This window comes from Lentisalinibacter salinarum, from assembly GCF_040706555.1.
Classification (GTDB): domain Bacteria; phylum Pseudomonadota; class Gammaproteobacteria; order Steroidobacterales; family Woeseiaceae; genus Lentisalinibacter; species Lentisalinibacter salinarum.
This window is the reverse complement of the sequence record NZ_JAPDRH010000003.1, coordinates 199,399-220,859: the sequence shown is the minus strand read 5'-3', so window position 1 is coordinate 220,859 and position 21,461 is coordinate 199,399. Positions and strand designations below refer to the sequence as shown.

The window sequence follows — 21,461 nt, the reverse complement described above, 5'->3', positions numbered from 1 at the left end:
GCGGGAACCCTGGAAGCATGCTTGATCTCGACGGGATTGAAGCGCGTGCGCGCGAGGATATCGCGGCGGCCTCGGACCTGGAGGCGCTGGACCGAATCCGTGTCAGGCTGCTCGGCAAGAAGGGCGAGCTCACCGCCGCGCTGAAGAGCCTGGGCGGCCTGCCGGCCGGGGAGCGGCCGGCGGCGGGCCAGCGTATCAACGCGGCGAAGCGCGCCGTCGCCGATGCCATCGCCGAGCGCCGTGCGGCCCTGGAGACCGAGGCGCTGGAGGCGGGCCTGGCGGCGGAGGCGCTCGACGTCACGCTGTCGGGCCGGGGTCAGCGTCCCGGCGGCCGCCATCCCGTCGTGCGTGCGCTGGAGCGCATGGAGGCGATCTTCCGCAACGCCGGTTTCGAGGTGCGCGAGGGGCCGGAGATCGAGGACGATTTCCACAACTTCACGGCCCTGAACATCCCCGAGAATCATCCCGCTCGTGCCATGCACGACACGTTCTATTTCCCGGGCGGCCACCTGCTGCGCACGCATACCTCGCCGGTGCAGATCCGCGCCATGCAGGCCGAAGGCGTGCCCATCCGGATCATCTCGCCGGGGCGGGTCTATCGCTGCGACTCCGACCAGACCCACACGCCCATGTTCCATCAGGTGGAGGGCCTGGTGATCGACCGGGACGTCAGCTTCGCCAATCTGAAGGCGGTGCTGCACGACTTCGTCGAGCAATTCTTCGAACGCCGGGCCACGCTGCGGTTCCGGCCGTCGTATTTCCCGTTCACGGAACCCTCGGCCGAGGTGGACGTGCTCTCCGAGCAGGGCCGCTGGCTGGAGATCCTGGGCTGCGGCATGGTGCACCCGAACGTGCTGCGCAACGTCGGCGTCGATCCGGAGGAATACACCGGTTACGCGTTCGGCATGGGCGTGGAGCGGCTGGCGATGCTGCGCTACGACGTCCGCGACCTGCGCACTTTCTTCGATAACGATCTCGCCTTCCTGGAGCAGTTCGCGGGACGATGAAGATCAGCGAGACATGGCTGCGCCGCTGGGTGGACCCCGACGTGTCGACCGAGGCGCTGGTCGAACGCCTCACCCTCGCGGGGCTGGAGGTGGACGGCATCGAGCGCTTCGGCGCCGGGCTCGAGGGTGTCATGGTGGGCGAGGTGCTGGACGTCGCGCGCCATCCGGATGCCAACCGGCTGAGCGTCTGCCGGGTCGCCAGCGGCGGCGAGGAGGTGCAGATCGTCTGCGGCGCCCCGAACGTGCGTGCCGGCCTGCGCTCGGCCCTGGCTCTGCCGGGCACCATTCTGCCGAACGGCATGAAGCTGAAACGGGCGAAGCTGCGGGGCGTCGAGTCGGCAGGCATGCTCTGCTCCATCGCCGAACTCGGCCTCGGCGAGGAATCCGACGGCATCATGGAACTGCCCGCAGACGCACTGGCGGGAACGCCGCTCGGCGAGCTGCTGGGCCTGCCCGATACCGTCATCGATATCGACCTCACCCCGAACCGGGGCGACTGCTTCAGCGTGCTCGGGGTCGCGCGTGAGGTGGCCACCTTCACCGGTGCCGCCCTGACGGATCCGTCGGTGCCGCCGGTGGAGGCCGGCAGCGATGCGGCGCATCCCATCCGGGTGCTGGCCCCCGAACGCTGCCCGCGGTTCATCGGCCGCGTCGTGCGCGGCATAGACGCCGGCGCCCGCACGCCCCTGTGGATGCAGGAGCGGCTGCGGCGCAGCGGCGTCCGCGCCATCCATCCCGTCGTCGACGTGACCAATTACGTGCTGCTCGAGTACGGACAGCCTCTGCACGGCTACGATCTCGGTCTCTTGCAGGGCGCCATACAGGTCCGCGCCGGCGAGGAAGGGGAATCCCTGGAACTCCTGGACGGGCGCACGGTGGAAGTGGACGGCGAGATACTGGTCATCGCGGACGACCGGGGGCCGATCGGGCTGGCCGGCATCATGGGCGGTGAGTCCACGGCGGTGAGCGCGGCCACGGTCGACGTGCTGCTGGAGGGCGCTTTCTTCGCGCCCGACGCACTCGCGGGCCGGGCGCGGCGCTTTGGCCTGCACACGGATGCCTCCATGCGTTTCGAGCGCGGCGTGGACCCGGCCCGGCAGCGGCGGGCCATCGAACGGGCGACGGCGCTGCTGGTCGACATCGCCGGGGGTACGCCGGGTCCGGTGACCGAGGTCGCGGACGAAGACTGCCTGCCGGCTCGCGCGGCCGTGCTCCTGCGCCGACGGCGACTGGCTCGGGTCCTCGGGGTAACCCTGGAGGACGGCGAGATCCGGGGCATCCTGGAGCGGCTCGGCAACACGGTGACGCCCGTCGACGAGGGTTGGGAGGTCACGCCGCCCACCTTCCGGTTCGACATCGCCATCGAAGAGGACCTCATAGAGGAAGTGGCCCGCGTCCACGGCTACGACGAGATCCCGGAGATTCGCACGCGCGGTGCCCTGGGCCTCCCGGCGGTGACGGAAACCGCAGTGGATCGCGATCGGGTCCGCTCGGCCATGGTCGACCGGGGCTATCACGAGGCGATCACCTACAGCTTCGTCGATCCGCGGCGCCAGCAGGAGATCATGGGCGAGAGCGGCGCGCTCGCGCTCGCCAACCCGATCTCCTCCGAGCTGTCGGTCATGCGCTCCTCGCTGTTGCCGGGGCTGCTGGAGGCGGTCGCCAGGAACGTGAGCCGCCAGCGCGCGCGGGTGCGGCTGTTCGAGATCGGCGTGTGCTTCTCGGGCGCCGAGGGTTCCGTGGTGGAGAAGCCCCGGCTCGCGGCCGTGGCCTGCGGTCCGGTCTTGCCCGAGCAATGGGGCGCGGAGGAGCGCCCGGCGGACTTCTTCGACATGAAATCGGACCTGGAGGCCGCGCTGGCGCTGAGCGGCGATGCCGCCGCCGTCCGGACGGAGCCGGCAGCCCATCCCGCGATGCATCCGGGCCAGTGCGCGGCGGTGGTGAGGGGTACGGACCGTCTCGGGCATATCGGCCGGCTGCACCCGGCGCTGGCGTCCCGCCTCGATCTGCCGGAGTCGGTCGTGCTTTTCGAACTGGATTTCACCGCCGCATTCGCCGCGAAAGTGCCGGTATCCGCGCCGATCTCGCGCTATCCGTCCGTGCGTCGCGATATCGCCGTGCTGGTGGCGGACGAGGTGGCGGTCGGCGACATGGCTGCGGCACTCGGCGGCGTCGGCGAGGGGGCCCTGCGCGAGGTCCGCGTGTTCGATGTGTACCGCGGCAAAGGCATAGAAGAAGGGCTAAAAAGCGTAGCTTTAGGCTTGATTTTGCAAGAAACATCGCGCACCCTTACTGACGATGAAGCGGATGCCGCCGTGCGTTCGGCAGTGCAGATTCTGGAACGGGACTTCGGAGCAAAACTGAGAGACTGATGGCACTGACGAAGGCAGCAATGGCGGAGTCGCTGTTCAACGAGCTGGGTCTGAACAAGAGAGAAGCTCGCGAACTGGTCGACCTCTTCTTCGAGGACCTCCGGTCCGCATTGGCCGCCGGCGAACAAATAAAGCTTTCGGGCTTCGGTAACTTCGATCTTCGGGACAAGAACGAGCGGCCCGGCCGCAACCCGAAGACGGGGGAAGAGATACCGATCTCCGCACGACGTGTGGTGACTTTCAGGCCCGGACAAAAATTAAAAGCCCGAGTGGAAGCCTATGCTGGAACCGGGAAATAACGACGAATTACCACCGATCCCGGGCAAGCGCTATTTCACCATCGGCGAGGTGAGTGAACTCTGTGCGGTGAAGCCGCACGTGCTGCGCTACTGGGAGCAGGAATTCCCGCAGCTCAAACCCGTGAAGCGCCGCGGCAACCGGCGCTACTATCAGCGCCAGGACGTGCTGATCATCCGCCAGATCCGCAGCCTGCTGTACGACGAGGGCTTCACCATCGGTGGCGCCCGGCAGCGTCTCACCGGCGAAGCGGCCAAGTCTGACGTCAGTCAGAGTCAGCAGATTATCAAGCAGTTACGCATAGAACTTGAAGAGATCATGAAGATACTCCGGCGGTGATGCCGGGGTTGCAATGGCGGCTCGCGGGAGTATGATTCAGCCGCCGGAAGTCGGGGCGTAGCGCAGTCTGGTAGCGCACCACAATGGGGTTGTGGGGGTCGGAGGTTCGAATCCTCTCGCCCCGACCATTCGGTCTCTTTTTTCCCGGTTCACTCCCGGGCCAGCAGCTCGGCGGTCGGCGTAGCGTGTGCGTCGCGTCGCAGCACCCGGTCCTCGATGCCGAGCAGTATGGGTTCGGCCTGTTCCCGATAGATATTCACCTTGGCGTTGTAGACGCAGCGGCACAGCCCGTGCTTGTCGGCGATCTCCAGCTTGCGGATGGAGTATTTGCCGGAGGCGAGCTTCTCACCGGTGAGATAACACTTGATCGCCGAGATGCGTTCGCCGGAGAGCACGAGGCCCTTCAGCCGGCGCAGGTTGTGCTGCGCCTGATCCACGAAGCGGATGGCGTCCAGGTCGATGAGGCTGGTGCCGGGCGTCTCGTCCAGCGGGCCGCGGGCATGGAAGTCACCCACGAAGATCTGTCCGGGCATGGCCCGCTCGATCATGCGCGCCAGCTCTATGGTGACTTCGCCCACGATGTAGTCGTGCACGGTCGGGTTGAGGCCGTCGGCCTGGTGGAACTCGTAGCAGCTGCCGACGTGGAAGGCCGCCCGCAGGCGCGGCACCGACGCGGTCTTCGCCTTGCTGCGGGCGATGGCGTTATCGGCCAGCACCAGGTGCATGAAGTGATAGAGGTTGGTGTTGGCGTCCGCCCCGCCGTCCCGGTTCCAGATGTAGAAGCCGTCGCCGGTCGACGAGCGGGCGAAATTGATGCTCAGCTCGCCTTCCAGCATCTTGGCATAGGCCGAATTCAGCGAGTAGGACAGGCTGTTCAGCTGGGTCATCTGTTCGAACGGACTCAGCAGGCTGAAACCCACGATATCGAACAGCGCGACGGCACGATTCTCGACGTAGCTGATGCCGTAGCGCTTCACCATCATGTCGATGATCCGCGTCTCCGCGGGCGTGTCGCGGAGCGGCTCGCGCAGGCGGATCCGCCGAGGCTCCACCCGCAGCAGGCGGGAGACTTTCTCCATCTGCGCCGGGGTGAGCTGACGGCGGCCGGAGATCAGATCCATGATGAAGCGTTCCGACACCCGCCAGCGGTGAGGTTCGCCGGGCGCCGGCGTGGCCGTGTACTCGGCCACTGCGTAGTGGGGAACGACCAGTAGCAGCACGCCGTCGTCGTGGATGCACCAGTTCAGGATGCAGTTCTGGCCGAGGCCCCATTCCCGGTGCAGCCGCTGCTCGAGCTGGACCAGGTTGCTGCGCTGGCGCAGGTCCATATCCGGCGGCAGCTCGGACAGCGTACCCGTGAACAGCGGGCCGGCGCCCGCCGGGCCGTCGTCGGCCGTCGAATAGTCATCCGGATTCATCTCGGCTCCGCTCGGAAGTCGTCTTGCCGCCGGGTTCGCGGTCGGGTTCGTGCTCGGGCTCGTTTTCGGGCTCGATGCGGACGATCGCGGGCAGCCCCTGTGCTGCCGGCGGGCCCCCGCGCGGCGGCGGACCCGTTCGAAGTTAATCAAGAGCCCGTGCGGATGCAAGGAGTCGGTGCAGAGGGCCGGCGGATGCCGGGCCGGTGCTAAACTGCGGTCGCGCCCCGGGCTGCGGCGTGACGCCGGCGGCCGGTGCAGTTGAGGCACGCAGAGCGGAGGCTCGATGAAAAGACTCGAGGGCCTGAAAGCGGCCGTGGGCGAGGGGGGGTATCTGGATGACCCCGAGGCGATGGCGCCCTATCTCGAGGAATGGCGCGGACGCTACCGGAGCGAGACGCCGCTGGTGCTGCTGCCCTCGAGCACGCGCGAAGTCGCCGGGGTGGTCGCCGAATGCGGGCGTCACGGTATCGGCATCGTCCCCCAGGGCGGCAACACCGGCTTGTGCGGCGGGGCGGTGGCCGGCGGCGAAGACCTGCAGGTGATCCTGAGCCTGCGGCGGATGGATCGCATCCGCGAACTCAGCACGGCGGGAGACTTTCTGATCGCGGAGGCCGGCTGCGTGCTGGCCGATCTGCAGGCCGCGGCCGACGAGGCGGGTCGCCTGTTCCCCCTCAGCCTGGCCGCGGAGGGCAGTTGTCAGATCGGCGGGAACCTGTCCACCGACGCCGGTGGCATCAACGTTCTGCGCTACGGGACGGCGCGGCAGCAGGTGCTGGGGCTGGAGGTGGTGCTCGCGGACGGGCGCGTGTGGGACGGTCTGCGCACCCTGCGCAAGAACACGGCCGGCTACGATCTGCGCGACCTGTTCATAGGGGCCGAGGGCACGCTGGGCATCATCACGGCGGCGGCGCTGCGCCTCCATCCGCGCCCGGGCGACGTCGCCACTGCGATGATCGCCATCGACGGACCCGGCCGCGCGGTAGCGCTGCTGGAGGCCATGCGTGCCCGGCTCGGCGAGGAGATCAGCGCCTTCGAACTCATCTCCGGCCGAGCGCTGGAGTTCGTCCTCGCGCACATCGCCGATACCCGCCACCCCTTCGATGAGGACCATCCTGCCTATGTGCTGATGGAGAGCACGGCCAACAGCCCGGGCGACGCCATGCCGCGGCTCGAGGCCGCTCTGGAAGCGGCGCTGGACGAGGGTCTCCTCAGGGACGCGGTCGCCGCCGGCGACGGGCGCCGCCGGGATGCGCTCTGGCGCCTGCGGCACAGCATCTCCGAGGCCCAGCGGCACGAGGGCGTCAGCCTCAAGCACGACATCTCCGTGCCGGTGGAGCGTATCGGCGAATTCCTGGAGCGGGCCGGGGCGGCGCTGGCCGGCCGGTTTCCGGAAGCCCGGCTGGTGGTGTTCGGCCACGTCGGCGACGGCAATCTCCATTACAACCTGAGCCAGCCGGTCGGCGCCGATCCGGTGTCGTTCCGCGCCGCCGAACCCGAGGTCAACGGGATCGTATTCGACACCGTCCATGCGTGCGGCGGCAGCTTCAGCGCCGAGCACGGTGTGGGCCTGCTGCGGCGCGAGCAGATGCGCCGCTACCTGGACGATACGGAACTGGACCTGATGCGCCGCCTGAAGACAGCCCTCGATCCGGCCGGGATCCTGAACCCGGGCAAGGTGCTGTGAACGGAGCGGGCCGGGACGGTACGGAGCGCGAGGGAGAGACGGCCACAGCGCGCCTCGACGGAAACCCGGCCGCCGCGCGTGCCTCCGCCGACAGCGAGCAACTCGCGACGGCGCGGCTGGACGAGGGCAGCGAGGCGCAGCGGCCGGACACTGTCAGCGGCGCCGAACTCGCCGTCGGCACGGTCATCGGCGGGCGTTACGAGCTGTTGCGCCGGGTAGCCGGCGGCAGCATGGGAGTGGTCTACAAGGCCCTGGACCGACAACGCACCCTGGAGACGCACGAGCCGGCCTGGGTTGCCGTCAAGGTGCTGACGCCGCGGCTCGACCAGCACGGCCCGGCGTTGCGCGCGCTGCAGCGAGAAGCCGAAACCGGGCTCCTCCTGGACCATCCCAACGTGGTGAGCTTCCATGGCCTGGGCCGCGATGGCAACCGTTTCTACATCGTGATGGAATGGCTGCCCGGCTGCTCGCTGGCCGACTGGCTGGATCGGCGGCCGGGCGAACCGATGCCCACCGACTATGCGCTGCACATCGTGCGCAGCATCGGTGCGGCGCTGGCCCATGCCCACGAAAGAGGTGTGGTCCACGCCGACGTAAAGCCCGGCAACGTCATGCTGTTGCCGGACGGGGGCGTGCAGCTCTGCGATTTCGGCATTGCCCGCCTGGACCGGGTGCTCGCGACCGGCACGGGCACCTTCGACCCGGGAGTTCTGAAGGCGGCCACGCCGGCCTATTCCAGCCCCGAGGTACTGAAAGGCGAGACGCCGACGATCCGCGACGATATCTACTCGCTGGCCTGCGTCGCCTATCGCATGCTGTCCGGCCGCCGGGTATTCGGCAACCGGGATGCGCTGGAGGCCGAGGCGGCGGGGGAGTGTCCGGGCCGCATCGAGGGCCTCGGCGAGGCCCGCTGGCAGGCCCTGGAGGCAGCGCTCGCGTTCTCGCGCTACGAGCGTCCGCCGGACGTGCGTACGTTCCTGCGCACGTTCGCCGCCGGACGCGCGGGACGGCGCCGGCGCATCCTGCTGATGCTCGCTGTGCTGCTGCTGGGCGCGGCAGCGGTGATCGTGCCGCTGGCCGCGATCTGATGGCAGCGAGACCCGCGTGAACCCCGGCGCCGGCGGTCCGTCGATCCGCTACAATGCGCTGCGACGGGCGCAGGCGCGCCGGCGAGAACGACAAGCGGTCGCCAGGACGACGAAGTTGACGGAGGCAGCGTGAGCGAGCGGAAAGACAAGCGACGGTATTCGCGCATCGTGGTGGAAGGCGTGGAGCACGCGCCCGGCCGCGCGATGCTGCGGGCGGTGGGTTTCGGCGACGAGGACTTCACCAAACCGCAGGTCGGCATCGCCTCCACCTGGAGCATGGTCACGCCCTGCAACATGCACATCGACGGGCTGGCACGGTCTGCGGCGGAAGGCGCCGACGGCGCCGGCGGCAAGGCGGTCATCTTCAACACGATCACGGTCTCCGACGGCATCTCGATGGGCACGCCCGGCATGCGCTACTCGCTGGTATCCCGGGAAGTCATTGCCGATTCCATCGAGGCGGTGACCGGCGCCCAGGGCTTCGACGGCCTGGTCACCATCGGCGGCTGCGACAAGAACATGCCGGGCTGCGTCATCGCCATGGCGCGGCTCGACCGCCCCTCCGTCTTCGTCTACGGCGGCACCATCCAGCCGGGGCCGAAGCGCCGTGACATCGTCTCGGTATTCGAGGCCGTCGGCGGGGTCTCCGGCGGCACCGTGAGCATGGAGGAACTCGGCGAGGTGGAGCGTACGGCCATACCGGGACCCGGGGCCTGCGGCGGCATGTACACGGCTAACACCATGGCCTCCGCCATCGAGGCGCTGGGGCTCAGCCTGCCGGACAGCTCCGCCCAGGAGGCGGTGTCGGGCGCGAAGACGGAAGACTGCCGACGGGCGGGCCGTGCCGTGCTCGAGCTGCTGGAGCGAGATATCCGACCCTCGCACATACTGACGCGGGAAGCCTTCGAGAATGCCATCACGGTGGTCATCGCGCTCGGCGGCTCGACCAATGCGGTGCTGCACCTGCTGGCCATCGCCCATGCCGCGAATGTGCCGCTGGAGCTGGACGACTTCACCCGCATCGGCAAGCGGGTGCCCGTGCTGGCCGACCTGAAGCCGAGCGGGCGCTACGTCATGAGCGACCTGGTGGCCATCGGCGGCATCCAGCCGCTGATGAAGATGCTGCTGGACGCCGGCCTGCTGCACGGCGATTGCCTGACCGTGACCGGGCGGACGCTGGCCGAGAATCTCGCCGATGCCGGCACCTACCCGGCGGACCAGGACATCGTGCGGCCGCTCTCCGATCCGCTCAAGGCCGACAGCCACCTGGTCGTGCTGTACGGCAACGTCGCCCCGGAGGGCGCGGTGGCGAAGATCTCGGGCAAGGAGGGCACGCGCTTCACCGGCACCGCCCGCATCTACGAGGCCGAGGAGCAGGCACTGCAGGCCATCCTGGACGGCGATGTGCAGGCCGGAGACGTGGTGGTGGTGCGCTACGAGGGCCCGGTCGGCGGCCCCGGGATGCGCGAGATGCTGAGCCCGACCAGCGCGATCATGGGCAAGGGCCTCGGCGACAAGGTGGCGCTGATCACGGACGGGCGCTTCTCCGGCGGCAGCCACGGTTTCGTCGTGGGGCACGTGACGCCCGAAGCCGCGGTCGGCGGGCCGATCGGCCTGCTGCGAGACGGCGACCGCATCACCATCGACGGCGCCGCATGCCGCATCGAGGCGGACCTCTCCGCGGAGGAACTGGATGCCCGTCGTGCCGACTGGGCGCCTTCCCGGCGGCCACCGGCGCGAGGGCTGCTCGCAAAGTACGCCCGCCAGGTCAGCTCCGCCTCCCTGGGCGCGGTGACCGACCGCTTCGAAGACGACTGACGGCGGCGGTATGGCAGAGGTGACCGACACCGCGCTCACGGAAGCGCCATTCCAGGATGCGCGGGAGCTCGGCGCGCCGGCGGCCTGTGCGGACTCGACCTGGGTGGTGATGAAATTCGGTGGCACCAGCGTGTCCTCCCGGGAAGACTGGCAGCGCATCGCCGGGCTGATCGGCAACCGGATGCGGGCAGGCCTGCGCCCCCTCGTGGTCTGCTCGGCGGTGGCTGGCGTCTCGAACGCGCTGCAGACCCTGATCGATCAGGCCATCGGCGGCGACCCGGAGCCGGTGCTGGGCGAAATCCTCGAGCGCCACCGCCGCCTGGCGGGCGAGCTGGAACTCGATGCCGACGAGGTGCTGGGCGAGTATTTCGACGAACTGCGTCAGCTCGCGGCCGGCATCCGCCTGATCCGCGAGGCCAGCCCGCGGGTGCAGGCCCGCCTGATGGGGCTCGGCGAACTGATGAGCACGCGGCTCGGCGCCGCCTGGCTCGGCGCCCGGGGCGTTGATGCGGCCTGGACCGATGCCCGCGACCACCTGGCCGCGACCGGACAGCGGAACAAGAACGAGCGGCAGCACTTCCTGAGTGCCGTCTGCGCCCACGACAGGGACCCGGACTTTCCGGCGCGCTTCGGGCCGGGCACCGGCGCGGTACTCACCCAGGGCTTCATCGCCCGCAACGAGGACGGCGAGACGGTGTTGCTCGGGCGCGGCGGCTCGGATACCTCGGCGGCCTATTTCGCCTCCCTGCTGGGCGCGCGTCGCCTCGAAATCTGGACCGACGTGCCCGGCATGTTCAGCGGCAATCCGCGGGCCGTGCCGTCGGCGAGGCTGCTGACGGCGCTGCACTACGACGAAGCCCAGGAGATCGCCTCCACGGGCGGCAGCGTGCTGCACCCGCGCTGCGTGCCGCCGGTGCGCCGGGCGCAGATCCCGATCCACGTGCGCTGGACCGCGCGGCCGGACCTGGACGGCACGGTGGTGTCGGCCGCCACCCGGGAGGCCGAGCCGCGGGTCAAGGCGATCTCCCTGCGCATGGGCCTCACGCTGGTGTCCATGGAAGGCGTGGCCATGTGGCAGGAGGTCGGTTTCCTGGCCGATGCCTTCGATGTCTTCCGGCGTCATTCCGTCTCGGTGGATCTGGTCTCCACCTCGGAGAGTAACGTCACGGTCTCTATCGACACGGCGTCCGGAGCGCTCGGCGGCGAGGCGATGGAGGCGCTGGTCGAGGAGCTGGAGACCATCTGCCGGGTGCGGGTCATAGAGGACTGTGCCGCGGTCAGTCTCGTCGGGCGGAAGATCCGCACGATCCTGCACCGGCTCGGCCCGGCGCTGGAGGTCTTCGAGGAGCAGCGCATCCACCTGGTGACCCAGGCCGCGAGCGACCTGAACCTGACGTTCGTCGTCGACGACGAGCAGGGCTACCGGCTGGTGCAGAAGCTGCACAGCTCCATCATCGCGCCGCAGCGGCGGGGCGAGGCCTTCGGGCCCTCTTGGGAGGCCCTGCAGGCCGAGGGCGAGGAGGCGCCGGGACTGCCGCCCATGTGGTGGAGCTATCGCCGCCAGGAACTGCTGGCTTTGTGCGAGGAAAACTCGCCGCGCTACGTTTACGACGCGGATACCATCCGGGCGGCGATCGGCCGCCTGCAGTCCATCGAGCATCTGGATGCGGTGTTCTATGCCATGAAGGCGAATTCGAACCCGGACATCCTGCGTCTGGTGGAGAGTGCCGGCGTGAACTTCGAGTGCGTCTCGCCGGGCGAGATCGGACGGGTGCTGGAACTCTTCCCCGACATCGATCGGCGACGCATCCTGTTCACGCCGAACTTCGCGCCGCGCGGCGAGTATGCCGACGGTCTGGAGCTCGGCGTCTGGGTGACCCTGGACAACCTGCATCCGCTGCGCGCCTGGCCTGAGCTCTTCCGCGGCCGGGACGTCTTCATCAGGCTCGACCCGGGTCAGGGCCGGGGGCATCACGAGCACGTGCGCACGGCCGGCACCCATTCCAAATTCGGCATCCCCCTGTTCGAGCTGGACGAGCTGGAGTCGCTGGCCGCGGCGGCCGGTGCGCGGATCGTCGGCATCCACGCCCACACGGGCAGCGGCATCCTGGATCCGACCAACTGGGCGGAGGTCGCGAACGAACTCGCCAACGCCGCTTCGAGGTTTCCGGAGGTGCACACGCTGGACCTCGGCGGCGGGCTGGGCATACCGGAGAAGCCGGGCGAGGACCCGCTGGATACCGGAGAGCTGACCCGGCTGCTGGGCGAGCTGCGCCGGGCCTGGCCGGATTACCGGCTGTGGGTCGAGCCGGGCCGGTATCTGGTGGCTGAGTCGGGTGTGCTGCTCGCGCGGGTTACCCAGACCAAGGGCAAGGGAGTCGTGCGCTACGTCGGCATCGAGACGGGCATGAACAGCCTGATCCGGCCGGCGCTCTACGGCGCCTATCACGAGATCGTGAATCTCACCCGGCTGGGCGAGCCGGCGACGGAGGTGGTGACGGTGGTCGGGCCCATCTGCGAGAGCGGCGACCGGCTGGGCAACGACCGCCTGCTGCCCGAGTGCCGGGAGGGTGACGTGATGCTGGTGGCCAATACCGGCGCCTATGGCTACACCATGGGTTCGCGCTACAACCTGCGCGAGCCGGCGGCCGAGACCCTGCTCGGTAGCGTGCCGGTCAGCGGGTGAGGCTGCGGTGGCGGGCCTCGAGCTCGGCTGCCACGTCCGCCAGATCGAGGCCCTCGACGGCCAGCAATACGAGCAAGTGATAGACCAGGTCGGCGGCCTCGCCGACGACCGCGTTGGTGCCCGCGTCGGTGGCGCTGGCCAGCGCGGTTTCCACCGCTTCCTCGGCCACCTTCTGTGCCACGCGGGCCTTGCCGCCGGCCACCAGGCGGGCCGTGTAACTCTGCGGCGCCTGGGTATCCAGGCGCGCGCGGATCACCTGTTCGAGCTCCCGGAGGAAGGCCGGGTCCCGTTCTTCTGCCATAGCCTCAGACCCTCATCTCTATGCCGCGGTCGGCCAGCCAGCGTTTCAGTTCCGCGATATGGATTTCGCCGCTGTGGAAGACGCTCGCCGCCAGCGCACCGTCGACCCGGGCTTGCGCGAATGCCGCCAGGAAATGTTCCGGCGCGCCGGCGCCGCCGGAGGCGATCAGCGGGATGCCGCAGACCGCGCGGACGGCGGCGAGCTGGCCAAGGTCGTAGCCCTCGCGCACGCCGTCCTGGTTCATGCAGTTGAGCACGATCTCGCCGGCGCCGCGGCGCTGCACCTCGGCCACCCAGTCCAGTGTACGCCGGCGCGTCGCCGTGGTGCGGTCCGGGTCACCGGTGTACTGGTAGACGAACCAGTCGCCGTCTTCCTCCCGGCTGTCGATGCCCACCACGACGCACTGCACGCCGAAGCGGGAGGCGAGCCGGGTGATCAGCTCCGGGTCGGCGAGCGCCGGGCTGTTGATCGAGATCTTGTCGGCACCCCGGTTCAGCACGCTCTCGGCGTCCTCCAGGCTGCGGATGCCGCCGGCGACGCAGAAGGGGATGTCGAGTACGGCCGCCACCCGCGAGACCCAGCTGCGGTCCACGGAACGTCCGTCGGGGCTGGCGGTGATGTCGTAGAAGACCAGCTCGTCGGCGCCCTCGTCCCGATAGCGCTGCGCGAGCTCGAGGATATCGCCCACGTCGCGGTGGTTGCGGAAGCGCACGCCCTTCACGACGCGGCCGTCGCGGACGTCCAGGCAGGGGATTATGCGTCGCGCGAGAATGACTGCAGCTCCTCTCTCGTCAGCGTGCCTTCCAGCAGCGCCTTACCGGTGATTGCCGCCGCGGCGCCGCACCGCCTGAGCGTCTCGAGATCGTTCACGTCGCGCACGCCGCCGGAGGCCTGCAGGCCGATATCCGGGAAGCGGGAGACAAACTCGCCGTACAGATCCACGTTGGGCCCGGTCAGCGCGCCGTCGCGGCTGATGTCGGTGCACAGCACGTGGCGCAGGCGCGGCTCGGTGAAGCGCTCCACCGCCTGCCACAGCGTCAGCTCCGAGTCCCGCGTCCAGCCGTGGCTGGTCACCCGGGGGATGCCACGCTCATCGAGCCGGACGTCCAGCGCGATGACGATCCGCTCCGGTCCCGCCTCGCGCAGCCAGCCCGTGACCGTCTCGGGGCGGTTCACCGCCAGGCTGCCGATCACGACGCGGTCGACGCCGCAGCCGAGCAGACGCTCGAGGCGCTCCTGGTCGCGGATGCCGCCGCCCACCTGCACGGTCATCGTCGTCCCGGTGGCGATCGCACGGATGATGTCCAGATTGGCGGGGTCGCCGGTGCGGGCCCCGTCCAGGTCCACGACGTGCAGCTCGCGGCAGCCGGCCGACTGGTACTCCAGTGCCAGCTCCAGGGGATCGTGGTCGTAGCCGGTCTCGGCGTCGAATTCGCCCTGGAACAGGCGCACGCAGCGCCCGCCGCGCAGATCGATGGCCGGCATTACGATCACAGGGCGTACTCCAGGAAATTCTTCAGCACCGTCGCACCGTGGGCGGAGGAGCGCTCCGGGTGGAACTGGGTGGCGAAGAAGTTGCCGCTCTCGAAGACGGCCGTGAATTCGCTCCCGTACTCGGTGCGACCCGTCGTGGTGTCGGCAAGCGGCAGCGCGTAACTGTGGATGAAATAGAAATGCGCGCCGTCGGGCACGTCCCGCAGGAGTACCGAGTGGCCATCCTTGCGCACCCGGTTCCAGCCCATGTGCGGCACGGGCAGATCGGGCGAGGCGGGCAGCCGTCGGGCGCGCCCGGGCACGACGCCGAGGCAGTCCGCATCGTCCTCCTCGGAGCCGGCGGCCAGCAGCTGCATGCCGAGGCAGATGCCCAGCACGGGCTGCTCGAGGGTGGGCAGCAACGCATCGAGGCCGAAGGAACGGAGCCGCGCCATCGCGTCCGCCGCGGCGCCGACGCCGGGGAGGATCACCGCACGCGCGCCGCGGATCTCGTCCAGGTCGGTGCTGAGGGCGGCGTTCGCGCCGAGGCGCGCGAGCGCCCCGGTCAGCGAGGCGATGTTGGCACCGCCGGAGCCGACGATCACGACCTCACGCGCGCCCGCCATGGTTACAGCGTCCCCTTCGAGGAAGGCAAGGCAGCTCCCTCGATACGCAGGGCCTGGCGCAGCGTGCGTCCGAGTCCCTTGAAGCAGATTTCCACCATGTGGTGGGCGTTCTCGCCCTCCACCTCGACATGCAGCGTGGCGCGCAGCGCATCGGCCAGGGAACGGAAAAAATGGGTCACCATCTCGGTGGGGAGCTCGCCCACCCGGTCCCGGGGGAATTCACCGCGGAAGACGAAATAGGGCCGGCCGGAGAGGTCCAGCGCGATACGGGCCTGGGCCTCGTCCATGGGTAGCACGAAACCGAAGCGGCCGATACCGCGCTTGTCGCCCAGCGCCTCCCGGATGGCCTCGCCGAGCGCGAGCGCGACATCCTCCACGCTGTGATGCTCGTCGACGTGCAGGTCGCCGTCGCAGCTGAGCCGCAGCGAGAAGCCGCCGTGGGTGGCGATCTGCTCCAGCATGTGGTCGAAGAAGCCGATACCGGTGGCGATGCGGTTGCCGCCCTCCCGGTCCAGGTCCACCGCGGCCGTGATGCGTGTCTCCCGCGTGTTGCGGGTGACGCTCGCACGGCGTGGCAGGGCGCACAGCCGGTGAGCGATGCCGCTCCAGTCCAGGCCGTCCTCGCCCAACCGCAGGCCCGGGATGCCGATGGCCTCGGCGAGCCGGGTATCCGTCTCCCGGTCGCCCACGACCGCGCTGCGTTCGAGATCCAGCGTGTTTGCCGTGAGGTAGCGGGTCAGGAGCCCGGTGGCGGGTTTGCGGCAGGCGCAGCCGTCCGTCTCGAAATGGGGGCAGATGAACTCCTCGTCGAAGGTGATGCCCTGGCTGGCGAACAGCGCGCGCATGTGCTCGTGAGGGATGCGGAAGTCGTCTTCCGGGAAGGACTCGGTGCCCAGGCCGTCCTGGTTGGAGACCAGCACGAAGCGGTAGCCCGCCGCCTTCAGGCGCAGCAGCGCCGGGATGACGCCGGGGACCAGGCGCACCTTGTCGAGACGGTCCACCTGCTCGTCGGCAGGCTCCTCGATCAGCGTGCCGTCCCGGTCGACGAACAGGACCCGCAGCCCGCTCATGCGCGCACCGCCTGGCGGCCGAGGACCGCGAGCAGCCGGTCGTTGTCCCCGGTCTCGCCGATGGTGATGCGCAGACAGTTCTCGAGGCCCGGTTCGCCGCCGAAGTCCCGCAGCAGCAGGCCCGCTTGCCGGGCGCGGGCGAGGGCGTCGGCGCTGTCGCGGAACCGCACCAGCAGGAAGTTGGCGTCGCTCGGCCATACCCTGACGACGGCCGGGCATGCCTCCAGCGCCTCGCGGACCCGCTCGCGTTCGTCGCGGAGGGCACGGATGCGCTCCGGCATGATGCGGAACGATTCGTTCACGACGGCGGCGGTGGCTGCCTCGACCGTCGGCGTCGGGATGGCGTAGGGCGGCATCACCTTGCCCAGCAGACGCACGACGGCGGGCCGGCCGAGGGCGACGCCGCAGCGGGCGCCGGCCAGCCCGTAGGCCTTCGACAGCGTGCGCAGCACCACCAGGTTGTCGTGTGCGGCCAGCAGGGGGGGGCAGGGGTCCTCGTCGCCGAATTCCACGTAGGCCGCGTCCAGCACCACCAGCCCGCGGCCCGCGAGTCCCTCGCAGAGCGCGGCGATCACCGCCGGGGGGATGCTGTTGCCGGTGGGGTTGTTGGGCGAGGTCAGGAACAGCAGACGGCAGCGTTCGTCCCATGCCGCCAGGATGCCATCGGCATCGATGCGGAACTCCGGGGCGAGCAGCGGGACCCGGCGCACGCCTGCGTTCTGGATGTCGGCGTAGACCTGATACATGCCGAAGGTGGGCGGGCAGATCACCACGTCGTCCAGGCCGGGGCGGCAGAAGCAGCGGATCAGCAGGTCGATGGCCTCGCTGGTGCCGCGGGTGACGAAGGTCTCCTCCGGGCTCGCCCCGTAGTGCCCGGCGAGCAGCGCGGTGAGCGCGCCCGGCCGGGCCTCGGGATAGCGGTTCAGGCCGCGTTCGCTCGCGTCGCCGCCGGCCCGCCAGGGCGCCTCGTTGGCATTGAGACGCACGGCGTCCGGCGCGTAGCCGGCCGGCTCGTAGGCCTTCAGCGCCCGGATCTCCGGACGCGCGAGTGCGAGCACCGCGTCGCTCATGCCACCGTCCGCCGGCGGATCTTTTCGAGACGCAGGGTCACCGCCCGCGCATGGGCGTCCAGCCCCTCGAGGCCCGCCAGGGTCACGGCGGTCGGCCCCAGGCCCTCCAGCCCTGCGGCACTCAGTTCCTGCACCGTCATGTGGCGCAGGAACTGATCGACGCCGAGACCGCTGTAGGTGCGGGCGTAACCGTAGGTGGGCAGCACGTGGTTGGTGCCGCTGCAGTAATCGCCCATCGACTCGGGCGTCCATGGACCCAGGAAGACCGAGCCGGCATTGCGGATGCGGGGCAGCCAGCTGCGGGCATCCGCCGCCTGCACGATCAGGTGTTCCGGCGCGTAGGCGTTGCTCACCCGCACGGCCTCGGCCAGGTCGTCCACGATGATGACCGCGCTGTGGGCCAGGGCCTCGCGCACGATACTGCCCCGACCGAGCGCCTCCGTCTGTTCCTCCAGCGCGGCGGCAACGGCTTCGGCCAGCGCGGCGTCCGGCGTCACCAGGAAGACCTGGGAGTCCGGCCCGTGCTCCGCCTGGGACAGCAGGTCCGAGGCCACGAACGCCGGATCCGCATCGCCGTCGGCGATGACCAGCACCTCGGAGGGCCCGGCCGGCATGTCCAGCGCCGCGCCGTCCGGGTCGGCCGCTACCAGGCTCTTTGCGGCCGTGACCCAGGCGTTACCGGGGCCGAAGATCTTGTTGACCCGCGGTACGGATTCGGTGCCGTAGGCCATGGCGGCGACCGCCTGTGCCCCGCCAATGCGGTAGACGGCGGTGGCACCGGAGCGCCGCGCGGCGACCAGCACCGCCGGGTCCGCCGTGCCGTCCGGGCGCGGCGGCGTGCAGAGGATGCGCTCCGGGCACCCGGCAATGGTCGCCGGGACGGCCAGCATGATGGCGGCCGAGGGCAGGGGAGCCGTGCCGGCCGGCACGTAAAGTCCGACCGCGTCCAGCGGATGGCTGAGCCGCTCGCAGACCACGCCGGGGGCGGTCTCGACCCGCACCGGCTGCGGCAGTTGGGCGCGGTGGAAGCTCTCGACGGTCTCGATGGCACGGTCGATGGCGGCGACCGCCTCCCGGCCGAGCCTTGCTTCCGCGGCCGTGAAGGCCTCCTCCGGCACCTGTAGTTCGTCGACGTCGGCGCGGTCCAGCTCCCGGGTCAGGCGCCGCACGGCGGCGTCGCCGTCCGCGCGTACGGCAGCCAGGATCTCCCGCACCGTCGCGTCCACCGAGGCGCCGGCCGCGACCGCCGGGCGCCGCAGCAGATCCTCGCGCGCCGCATCGTCGAGTTCGTTCCATCGATAAAGGGTCAGGGACATGGTCGGCTCCGTCTTCGGTCGACTCCGGATCAGGCGAGCATCTTCTCGACCGGCAGCACGAGCATGGCGCTGGCGCCGGCGGCCTTCAGGTTTTCGAGGGTCTCCCAGAATACATTCTCGCGGCACACCGCGTGCACGGCGACGCGATCCTCGCGTCCCTCCAGGGGCAGGATGGTGGGCGCCTCGGATCCCGGCAACAGCCGCGTGATCTCGGCCAGCGCGCTGCGCGGCGCGTGCAGCATGATGTACTTGCTCTCGCGTACCTGCTGCACGCCCTCGATGCGCATCAGCAGACGCTCGATCCACTCGACCTTGGCCGGCGGCAGCTCGGCAGCGGTGCGAATCAGCGCCGCCTCGCTCTCGAGCACCGTCTCCACCTCGCGCAGCTGATTGGCGGCGAGCGTGGAGCCGGTGGACACCAGGTCGCAGATGAAATCGGCCCGTCCCAGTCGCGGGGCGATTTCCACCGCGCCGGAGAAGTGGACGATCTCGGCCTCGATGCCGGCCTCGCGCAGGAAACCTGCCAGGACGCCAGGATAACTGGTCGCGATGCGCCGGCCGGCGAGGGAGGCCGGGCCCTCGTAGGGCAGCTCGTCGGGAGCGGCGATGCACAGCCGGCAGTGACCGAAATCCAGCCCGCGGATGACCTCGAAGTTGGACAGCTCGCCGTTGCCGTCGCCGTGCAGACGTTTTTCGTGGATCACGTTCAGCCCCGCGATGCCCAGGTCGCAGACATCGTCGGCGACCAGGCCCGGAATGTCGTCGTCGCGTACCAGCAGGATGTCGATGGGCATGTTTTCGCCGAAGCAGAACAGCTGGTCCTTGCTCTGGGTGTACTTCAGTCCGCACCGCGACAGGAGATCGAGACAGTGCTCGGTCAGGCGGCCGGATTTCTGGATCGCGATCTTCAGCCGCGGGGTTTCGCTCTGCATTCGGGGTTCCTCGGGGAGGCGCGTCGGCGCCTCCGTGTCAGTCCTTGCGGGTTCGCTCCAGCGCCGTGCGGTAGCCGCCGAAGCCGTCGGCGAGAAACCGCGCGACCCGGCCGATGGTCGTCACGCTGACGCCGGTCATCTCGTTGATCCGGCGATAGGGCAGACCTTCGTCGAGCAGTTGCACCACCCGCCAGCGGTCGACGAGTGCCTGCAGCTCGGCCGGCGTGCACAGATCGGCGAGCAGGGCGCGCATCTCGTCGGCGCTGCGCATGGCGACCAGCGCCTCGCATAACGCCGTCTGCTCCCGCGCCGCCCGGCGCGCGCGCGTCTCGCGGTTGGGTTTCATGCTGTACCAATGTATTAACGCGTTAATACATTAATGCAAATCGATGGTCCGGTCAACAGGGTCTGCCAGGCCGCATCCGGGCCGCGCAACGATTTCCGTTGAAACCAAAGAACGGTTGACGGCGGCGGCGGGCGGCCACTATAGTCGCCGCTACTCATCGAGACCGGCTGAGGGAAGGGCCCGACGACGCCGGGGCAACCTTCAGGCCTAACCAGCCTGAAAAGGTGCCAACTCCTGCGGCAGCACGAAAAAGGTGCTGAGCGAAAGATGAGTGTCCGAGCAGCGGTAGCGATACCGATGGGCGAGGCACCTTCCTCGAGTTCTCCGCAGAGTGGCAGCCTGAGTGCCGGGCCCGCGATCAGACGGAGAACATTCATGACACAAGGCCCCCAGAGTGCGACCCAGGCTGTGCGTGCGGCGCTGGAGTCCGACGCCCAGCACGGCGCGGTCGTCCCGCCCCTGCACCTGTCGTCCAATTACACCTTCGAGGGCTTCGGCCGACCGCGTCAGTACGACTACACGCGCAGCGGCAACCCCACGCGAGATGCCCTCGGCCGGGCACTGACGGAGCTGGAGGGCGGCGCAGGCGCCGTCGTGACCGCCTCGGGGATGTCGGCCATCACGCTGGTCTGCCAGCTCCTCAAGCCGGGCGACCTGCTGATCGCGCCACACGACTGCTACGGCGGCAGCTTCCGGCTGTTCCGCAATCTGGCCGACCGGGGCGCATTCGACCTCGAATTCGTCGACCAGACCGATGTCCGCGCGCTGGAGGAGGCCTGCAGCCGCGGGCCGCGGCTGATCTGGGTGGAGACGCCGAGCAACCCCTTGCTGCGTATCACGGACATCAACCGGGTCGTCGGCCTGGCGAGGGACTGCGGCGCTCTGGTCGCCGTGGACAACACCTTCCTGTCGCCGGCACTGCAGCAGCCGCTGGCCCTCGGCGCCGACCTCGTCGTGCATTCGACGACCAAGTATCTGAACGGCCACAGCGACGTGGTCGGCGGGGCAGTCGTGGCCGGCGACGAGGCGCTGGCATCGGAACTCGCCGACTGGGCGAACTGTATCGGCATAACGGGAGCGCCGTTCGACAGCTACCTCACGCTGCGGGGCGTGCGCACGCTGTTCGCGCGGATGCGCCAGCACGAGGAGAACGCGGCGGCGCTGGCGGAGTTTCTGGCGGGTCAGGAACAGGTGGCGCGGGTGTACTACCCCGGGCTGGAGAGTCATCCCGGCCACCTGATCGCCGCCCGGCAGCAAAGCGGTTTCGGCGGTATGGTCAGTTTCGAACTCAGGGGCGGCATCGAAGATGCCGGTCGCATCGCGGAGGGACTCGTCCACTTCTCGCTCGCCGAATCCCTCGGCGGGGTCGAGAGCCTGGTCTGTCACCCGGCGACGATGACCCATGCGCCCATGACGCCGGAGGCCCGCACCGCGGCCGGTATCAGCGACAGCCTGATCCGTCTCAGCGTCGGCATCGAGTCAGCGACGGACCTGATCGGCGACCTCGAGCGGGCGCTGGACGGCCTGGGCGCGCGGGGCGACCTGCGAGCGGTGGCCGGCTGAGCGATCCGCGGCAGACGACGAATCAACGGAACCTCACAAGGGAGAGAGGACAGAG

At 69.5% G+C, this 21,461-nt stretch carries 19 protein-coding genes, 1 tRNA gene and 1 riboswitch; of the genes, 10 read left to right on the top strand and 10 right to left on the bottom strand.

Translation table 11 applies throughout. The features are described from left to right. The first annotated feature begins 17 nt into the window (after positions 1-17). The 5 genes from pheS to ACJMKZ_RS11505 all read left to right on the top strand — a co-directional run bounded on the left by pheS (position 18) and on the right by ACJMKZ_RS11505 (position 4,143). Positions 18-1,007 (top strand): phenylalanine--tRNA ligase subunit alpha, encoded by a 990-nt coding sequence (gene pheS / locus ACJMKZ_RS11525; RefSeq protein ID WP_405233367.1) that lies wholly within the window; start codon positions 18-20, stop codon positions 1,005-1,007. Further along, complete coding sequence (gene pheT, locus ACJMKZ_RS11520; protein WP_405233366.1) at positions 1,004-3,379, top strand: phenylalanine--tRNA ligase subunit beta; 2,376 nt, start codon at positions 1,004-1,006, stop codon at positions 3,377-3,379. The genes pheS and pheT overlap by 4 nt, the downstream gene beginning before the upstream one ends. Then, entirely contained in the window at positions 3,379-3,678 is a 300-nt protein-coding gene (gene ihfA / locus ACJMKZ_RS11515) for an integration host factor subunit alpha (RefSeq protein ID WP_405220684.1), read from the top strand. Before pheT ends, ihfA begins: the two co-directional genes overlap by 1 nt. Continuing rightward, positions 3,659-4,015 (top strand): MerR family transcriptional regulator, encoded by a 357-nt coding sequence (locus ACJMKZ_RS11510; RefSeq protein WP_405233365.1) that lies wholly within the window; start codon positions 3,659-3,661, stop codon positions 4,013-4,015. The genes ihfA and ACJMKZ_RS11510 overlap by 20 nt, the downstream gene beginning before the upstream one ends. A 51-nt stretch (positions 4,016-4,066) precedes the next feature. Next, a tRNA-Pro gene (locus tag ACJMKZ_RS11505) sits at positions 4,067-4,143 on the top strand. Between the two features lie 21 nt (positions 4,144-4,164). Here the strand turns inward: ACJMKZ_RS11505 and ACJMKZ_RS11500 are convergent. After that, complete coding sequence (locus ACJMKZ_RS11500; RefSeq protein ID WP_405233364.1) at positions 4,165-5,433, bottom strand: hypothetical protein; 1,269 nt, start codon at positions 5,431-5,433, stop codon at positions 4,165-4,167. A 283-nt stretch (positions 5,434-5,716) separates the two neighbouring features. Here ACJMKZ_RS11500 and ACJMKZ_RS11495 point away from each other — a divergent pair, with 283 nt between their 5' ends. The 4 genes from ACJMKZ_RS11495 to ACJMKZ_RS11480 all read left to right on the top strand — a co-directional run bounded on the left by ACJMKZ_RS11495 (position 5,717) and on the right by ACJMKZ_RS11480 (position 12,709). Beyond that, on the top strand, positions 5,717-7,117 hold the full coding sequence (locus ACJMKZ_RS11495; RefSeq protein WP_405233363.1) for an FAD-binding oxidoreductase: 1,401 nt from the start codon (positions 5,717-5,719) through the stop codon (positions 7,115-7,117). Next, positions 7,114-8,205, top strand: coding sequence for a serine/threonine-protein kinase (locus ACJMKZ_RS11490; RefSeq protein ID WP_405233362.1), 1,092 nt, complete (start codon positions 7,114-7,116; stop codon positions 8,203-8,205). The genes ACJMKZ_RS11495 and ACJMKZ_RS11490 overlap by 4 nt, the downstream gene beginning before the upstream one ends. Positions 8,206-8,334: 129 nt before the next feature. After that, a complete protein-coding gene (gene ilvD / locus ACJMKZ_RS11485; protein ID WP_405233361.1) occupies positions 8,335-10,023 on the top strand; it encodes a dihydroxy-acid dehydratase in 1,689 nt (562 codons plus the stop codon). 10 nt (positions 10,024-10,033) lie between these two features. Beyond that, positions 10,034-12,709, top strand: coding sequence for a bifunctional aspartate kinase/diaminopimelate decarboxylase (locus tag ACJMKZ_RS11480; RefSeq protein WP_405233360.1), 2,676 nt, complete (start codon positions 10,034-10,036; stop codon positions 12,707-12,709). Here the strand turns inward: ACJMKZ_RS11480 and hisE are convergent. From hisE to ACJMKZ_RS11435, 9 genes are read right to left on the bottom strand one after another with little or no spacing between them, the layout of a single operon-like run. After that, positions 12,699-13,010, bottom strand: coding sequence for a phosphoribosyl-ATP diphosphatase (gene hisE, locus ACJMKZ_RS11475; RefSeq protein WP_405233359.1), 312 nt, complete (start codon positions 13,008-13,010; stop codon positions 12,699-12,701). The two genes, ACJMKZ_RS11480 and hisE, sit on opposite strands and share 11 nt — an antisense overlap. Before the next feature lie 4 nt (positions 13,011-13,014). Then, the gene (gene hisF / locus ACJMKZ_RS11470) at positions 13,015-13,782 is read right to left on the bottom strand and encodes an imidazole glycerol phosphate synthase subunit HisF (protein ID WP_405234152.1); all 768 of its coding nucleotides are present in this window, start codon (positions 13,780-13,782) and stop codon (positions 13,015-13,017) included. Continuing rightward, positions 13,764-14,495 carry a 1-(5-phosphoribosyl)-5-[(5-phosphoribosylamino)methylideneamino]imidazole-4-carboxamide isomerase gene (hisA, locus tag ACJMKZ_RS11465; RefSeq protein WP_405234151.1) on the bottom strand — a complete coding sequence of 244 codons (732 nt, stop codon included), beginning with the start codon at positions 14,493-14,495 and terminating at the stop codon, positions 13,764-13,766. Before hisA ends, hisF begins: the two co-directional genes overlap by 19 nt. A 5-nt stretch (positions 14,496-14,500) precedes the next feature. Beyond that, complete coding sequence (gene hisH / locus ACJMKZ_RS11460; RefSeq protein ID WP_405233358.1) at positions 14,501-15,109, bottom strand: imidazole glycerol phosphate synthase subunit HisH; 609 nt, start codon at positions 15,107-15,109, stop codon at positions 14,501-14,503. Positions 15,110-15,111: 2 nt separating this feature from the next. Next, positions 15,112-16,179: a bifunctional histidinol-phosphatase/imidazoleglycerol-phosphate dehydratase HisB gene (gene hisB / locus ACJMKZ_RS11455; protein ID WP_405233357.1), complete on the bottom strand. Its 1,068-nt coding sequence runs from the start codon at positions 16,177-16,179 to the stop codon at positions 15,112-15,114. Continuing rightward, entirely contained in the window at positions 16,176-17,249 is a 1,074-nt protein-coding gene (gene hisC / locus ACJMKZ_RS11450; RefSeq protein ID WP_405233356.1) for a histidinol-phosphate transaminase, read from the bottom strand. The genes hisB and hisC overlap by 4 nt, the downstream gene beginning before the upstream one ends. Then, a complete protein-coding gene (gene hisD / locus ACJMKZ_RS11445) occupies positions 17,246-18,565 on the bottom strand; it encodes a histidinol dehydrogenase (RefSeq protein WP_405233355.1) in 1,320 nt (439 codons plus the stop codon). The genes hisC and hisD overlap by 4 nt, the downstream gene beginning before the upstream one ends. Before the next feature lie 29 nt (positions 18,566-18,594). Then, positions 18,595-19,497 carry an ATP phosphoribosyltransferase gene (gene hisG, locus ACJMKZ_RS11440; protein ID WP_405233354.1) on the bottom strand — a complete coding sequence of 301 codons (903 nt, stop codon included), beginning with the start codon at positions 19,495-19,497 and terminating at the stop codon, positions 18,595-18,597. Between the two features lie 37 nt (positions 19,498-19,534). After that, positions 19,535-19,843, bottom strand: coding sequence for a YerC/YecD family TrpR-related protein (locus ACJMKZ_RS11435; RefSeq protein WP_405233353.1), 309 nt, complete (start codon positions 19,841-19,843; stop codon positions 19,535-19,537). A 151-nt stretch (positions 19,844-19,994) separates the two neighbouring features. Next, positions 19,995-20,117: riboswitch (SAM riboswitch) on the top strand. A 101-nt stretch (positions 20,118-20,218) separates the two neighbouring features. Here ACJMKZ_RS11435 and metB point away from each other — a divergent pair. Continuing rightward, positions 20,219-21,406 carry a cystathionine gamma-synthase gene (gene metB, locus ACJMKZ_RS11430; protein ID WP_405233352.1) on the top strand — a complete coding sequence of 396 codons (1,188 nt, stop codon included), beginning with the start codon at positions 20,219-20,221 and terminating at the stop codon, positions 21,404-21,406. Positions 21,407-21,461: the final 55 nt, after the last annotated feature.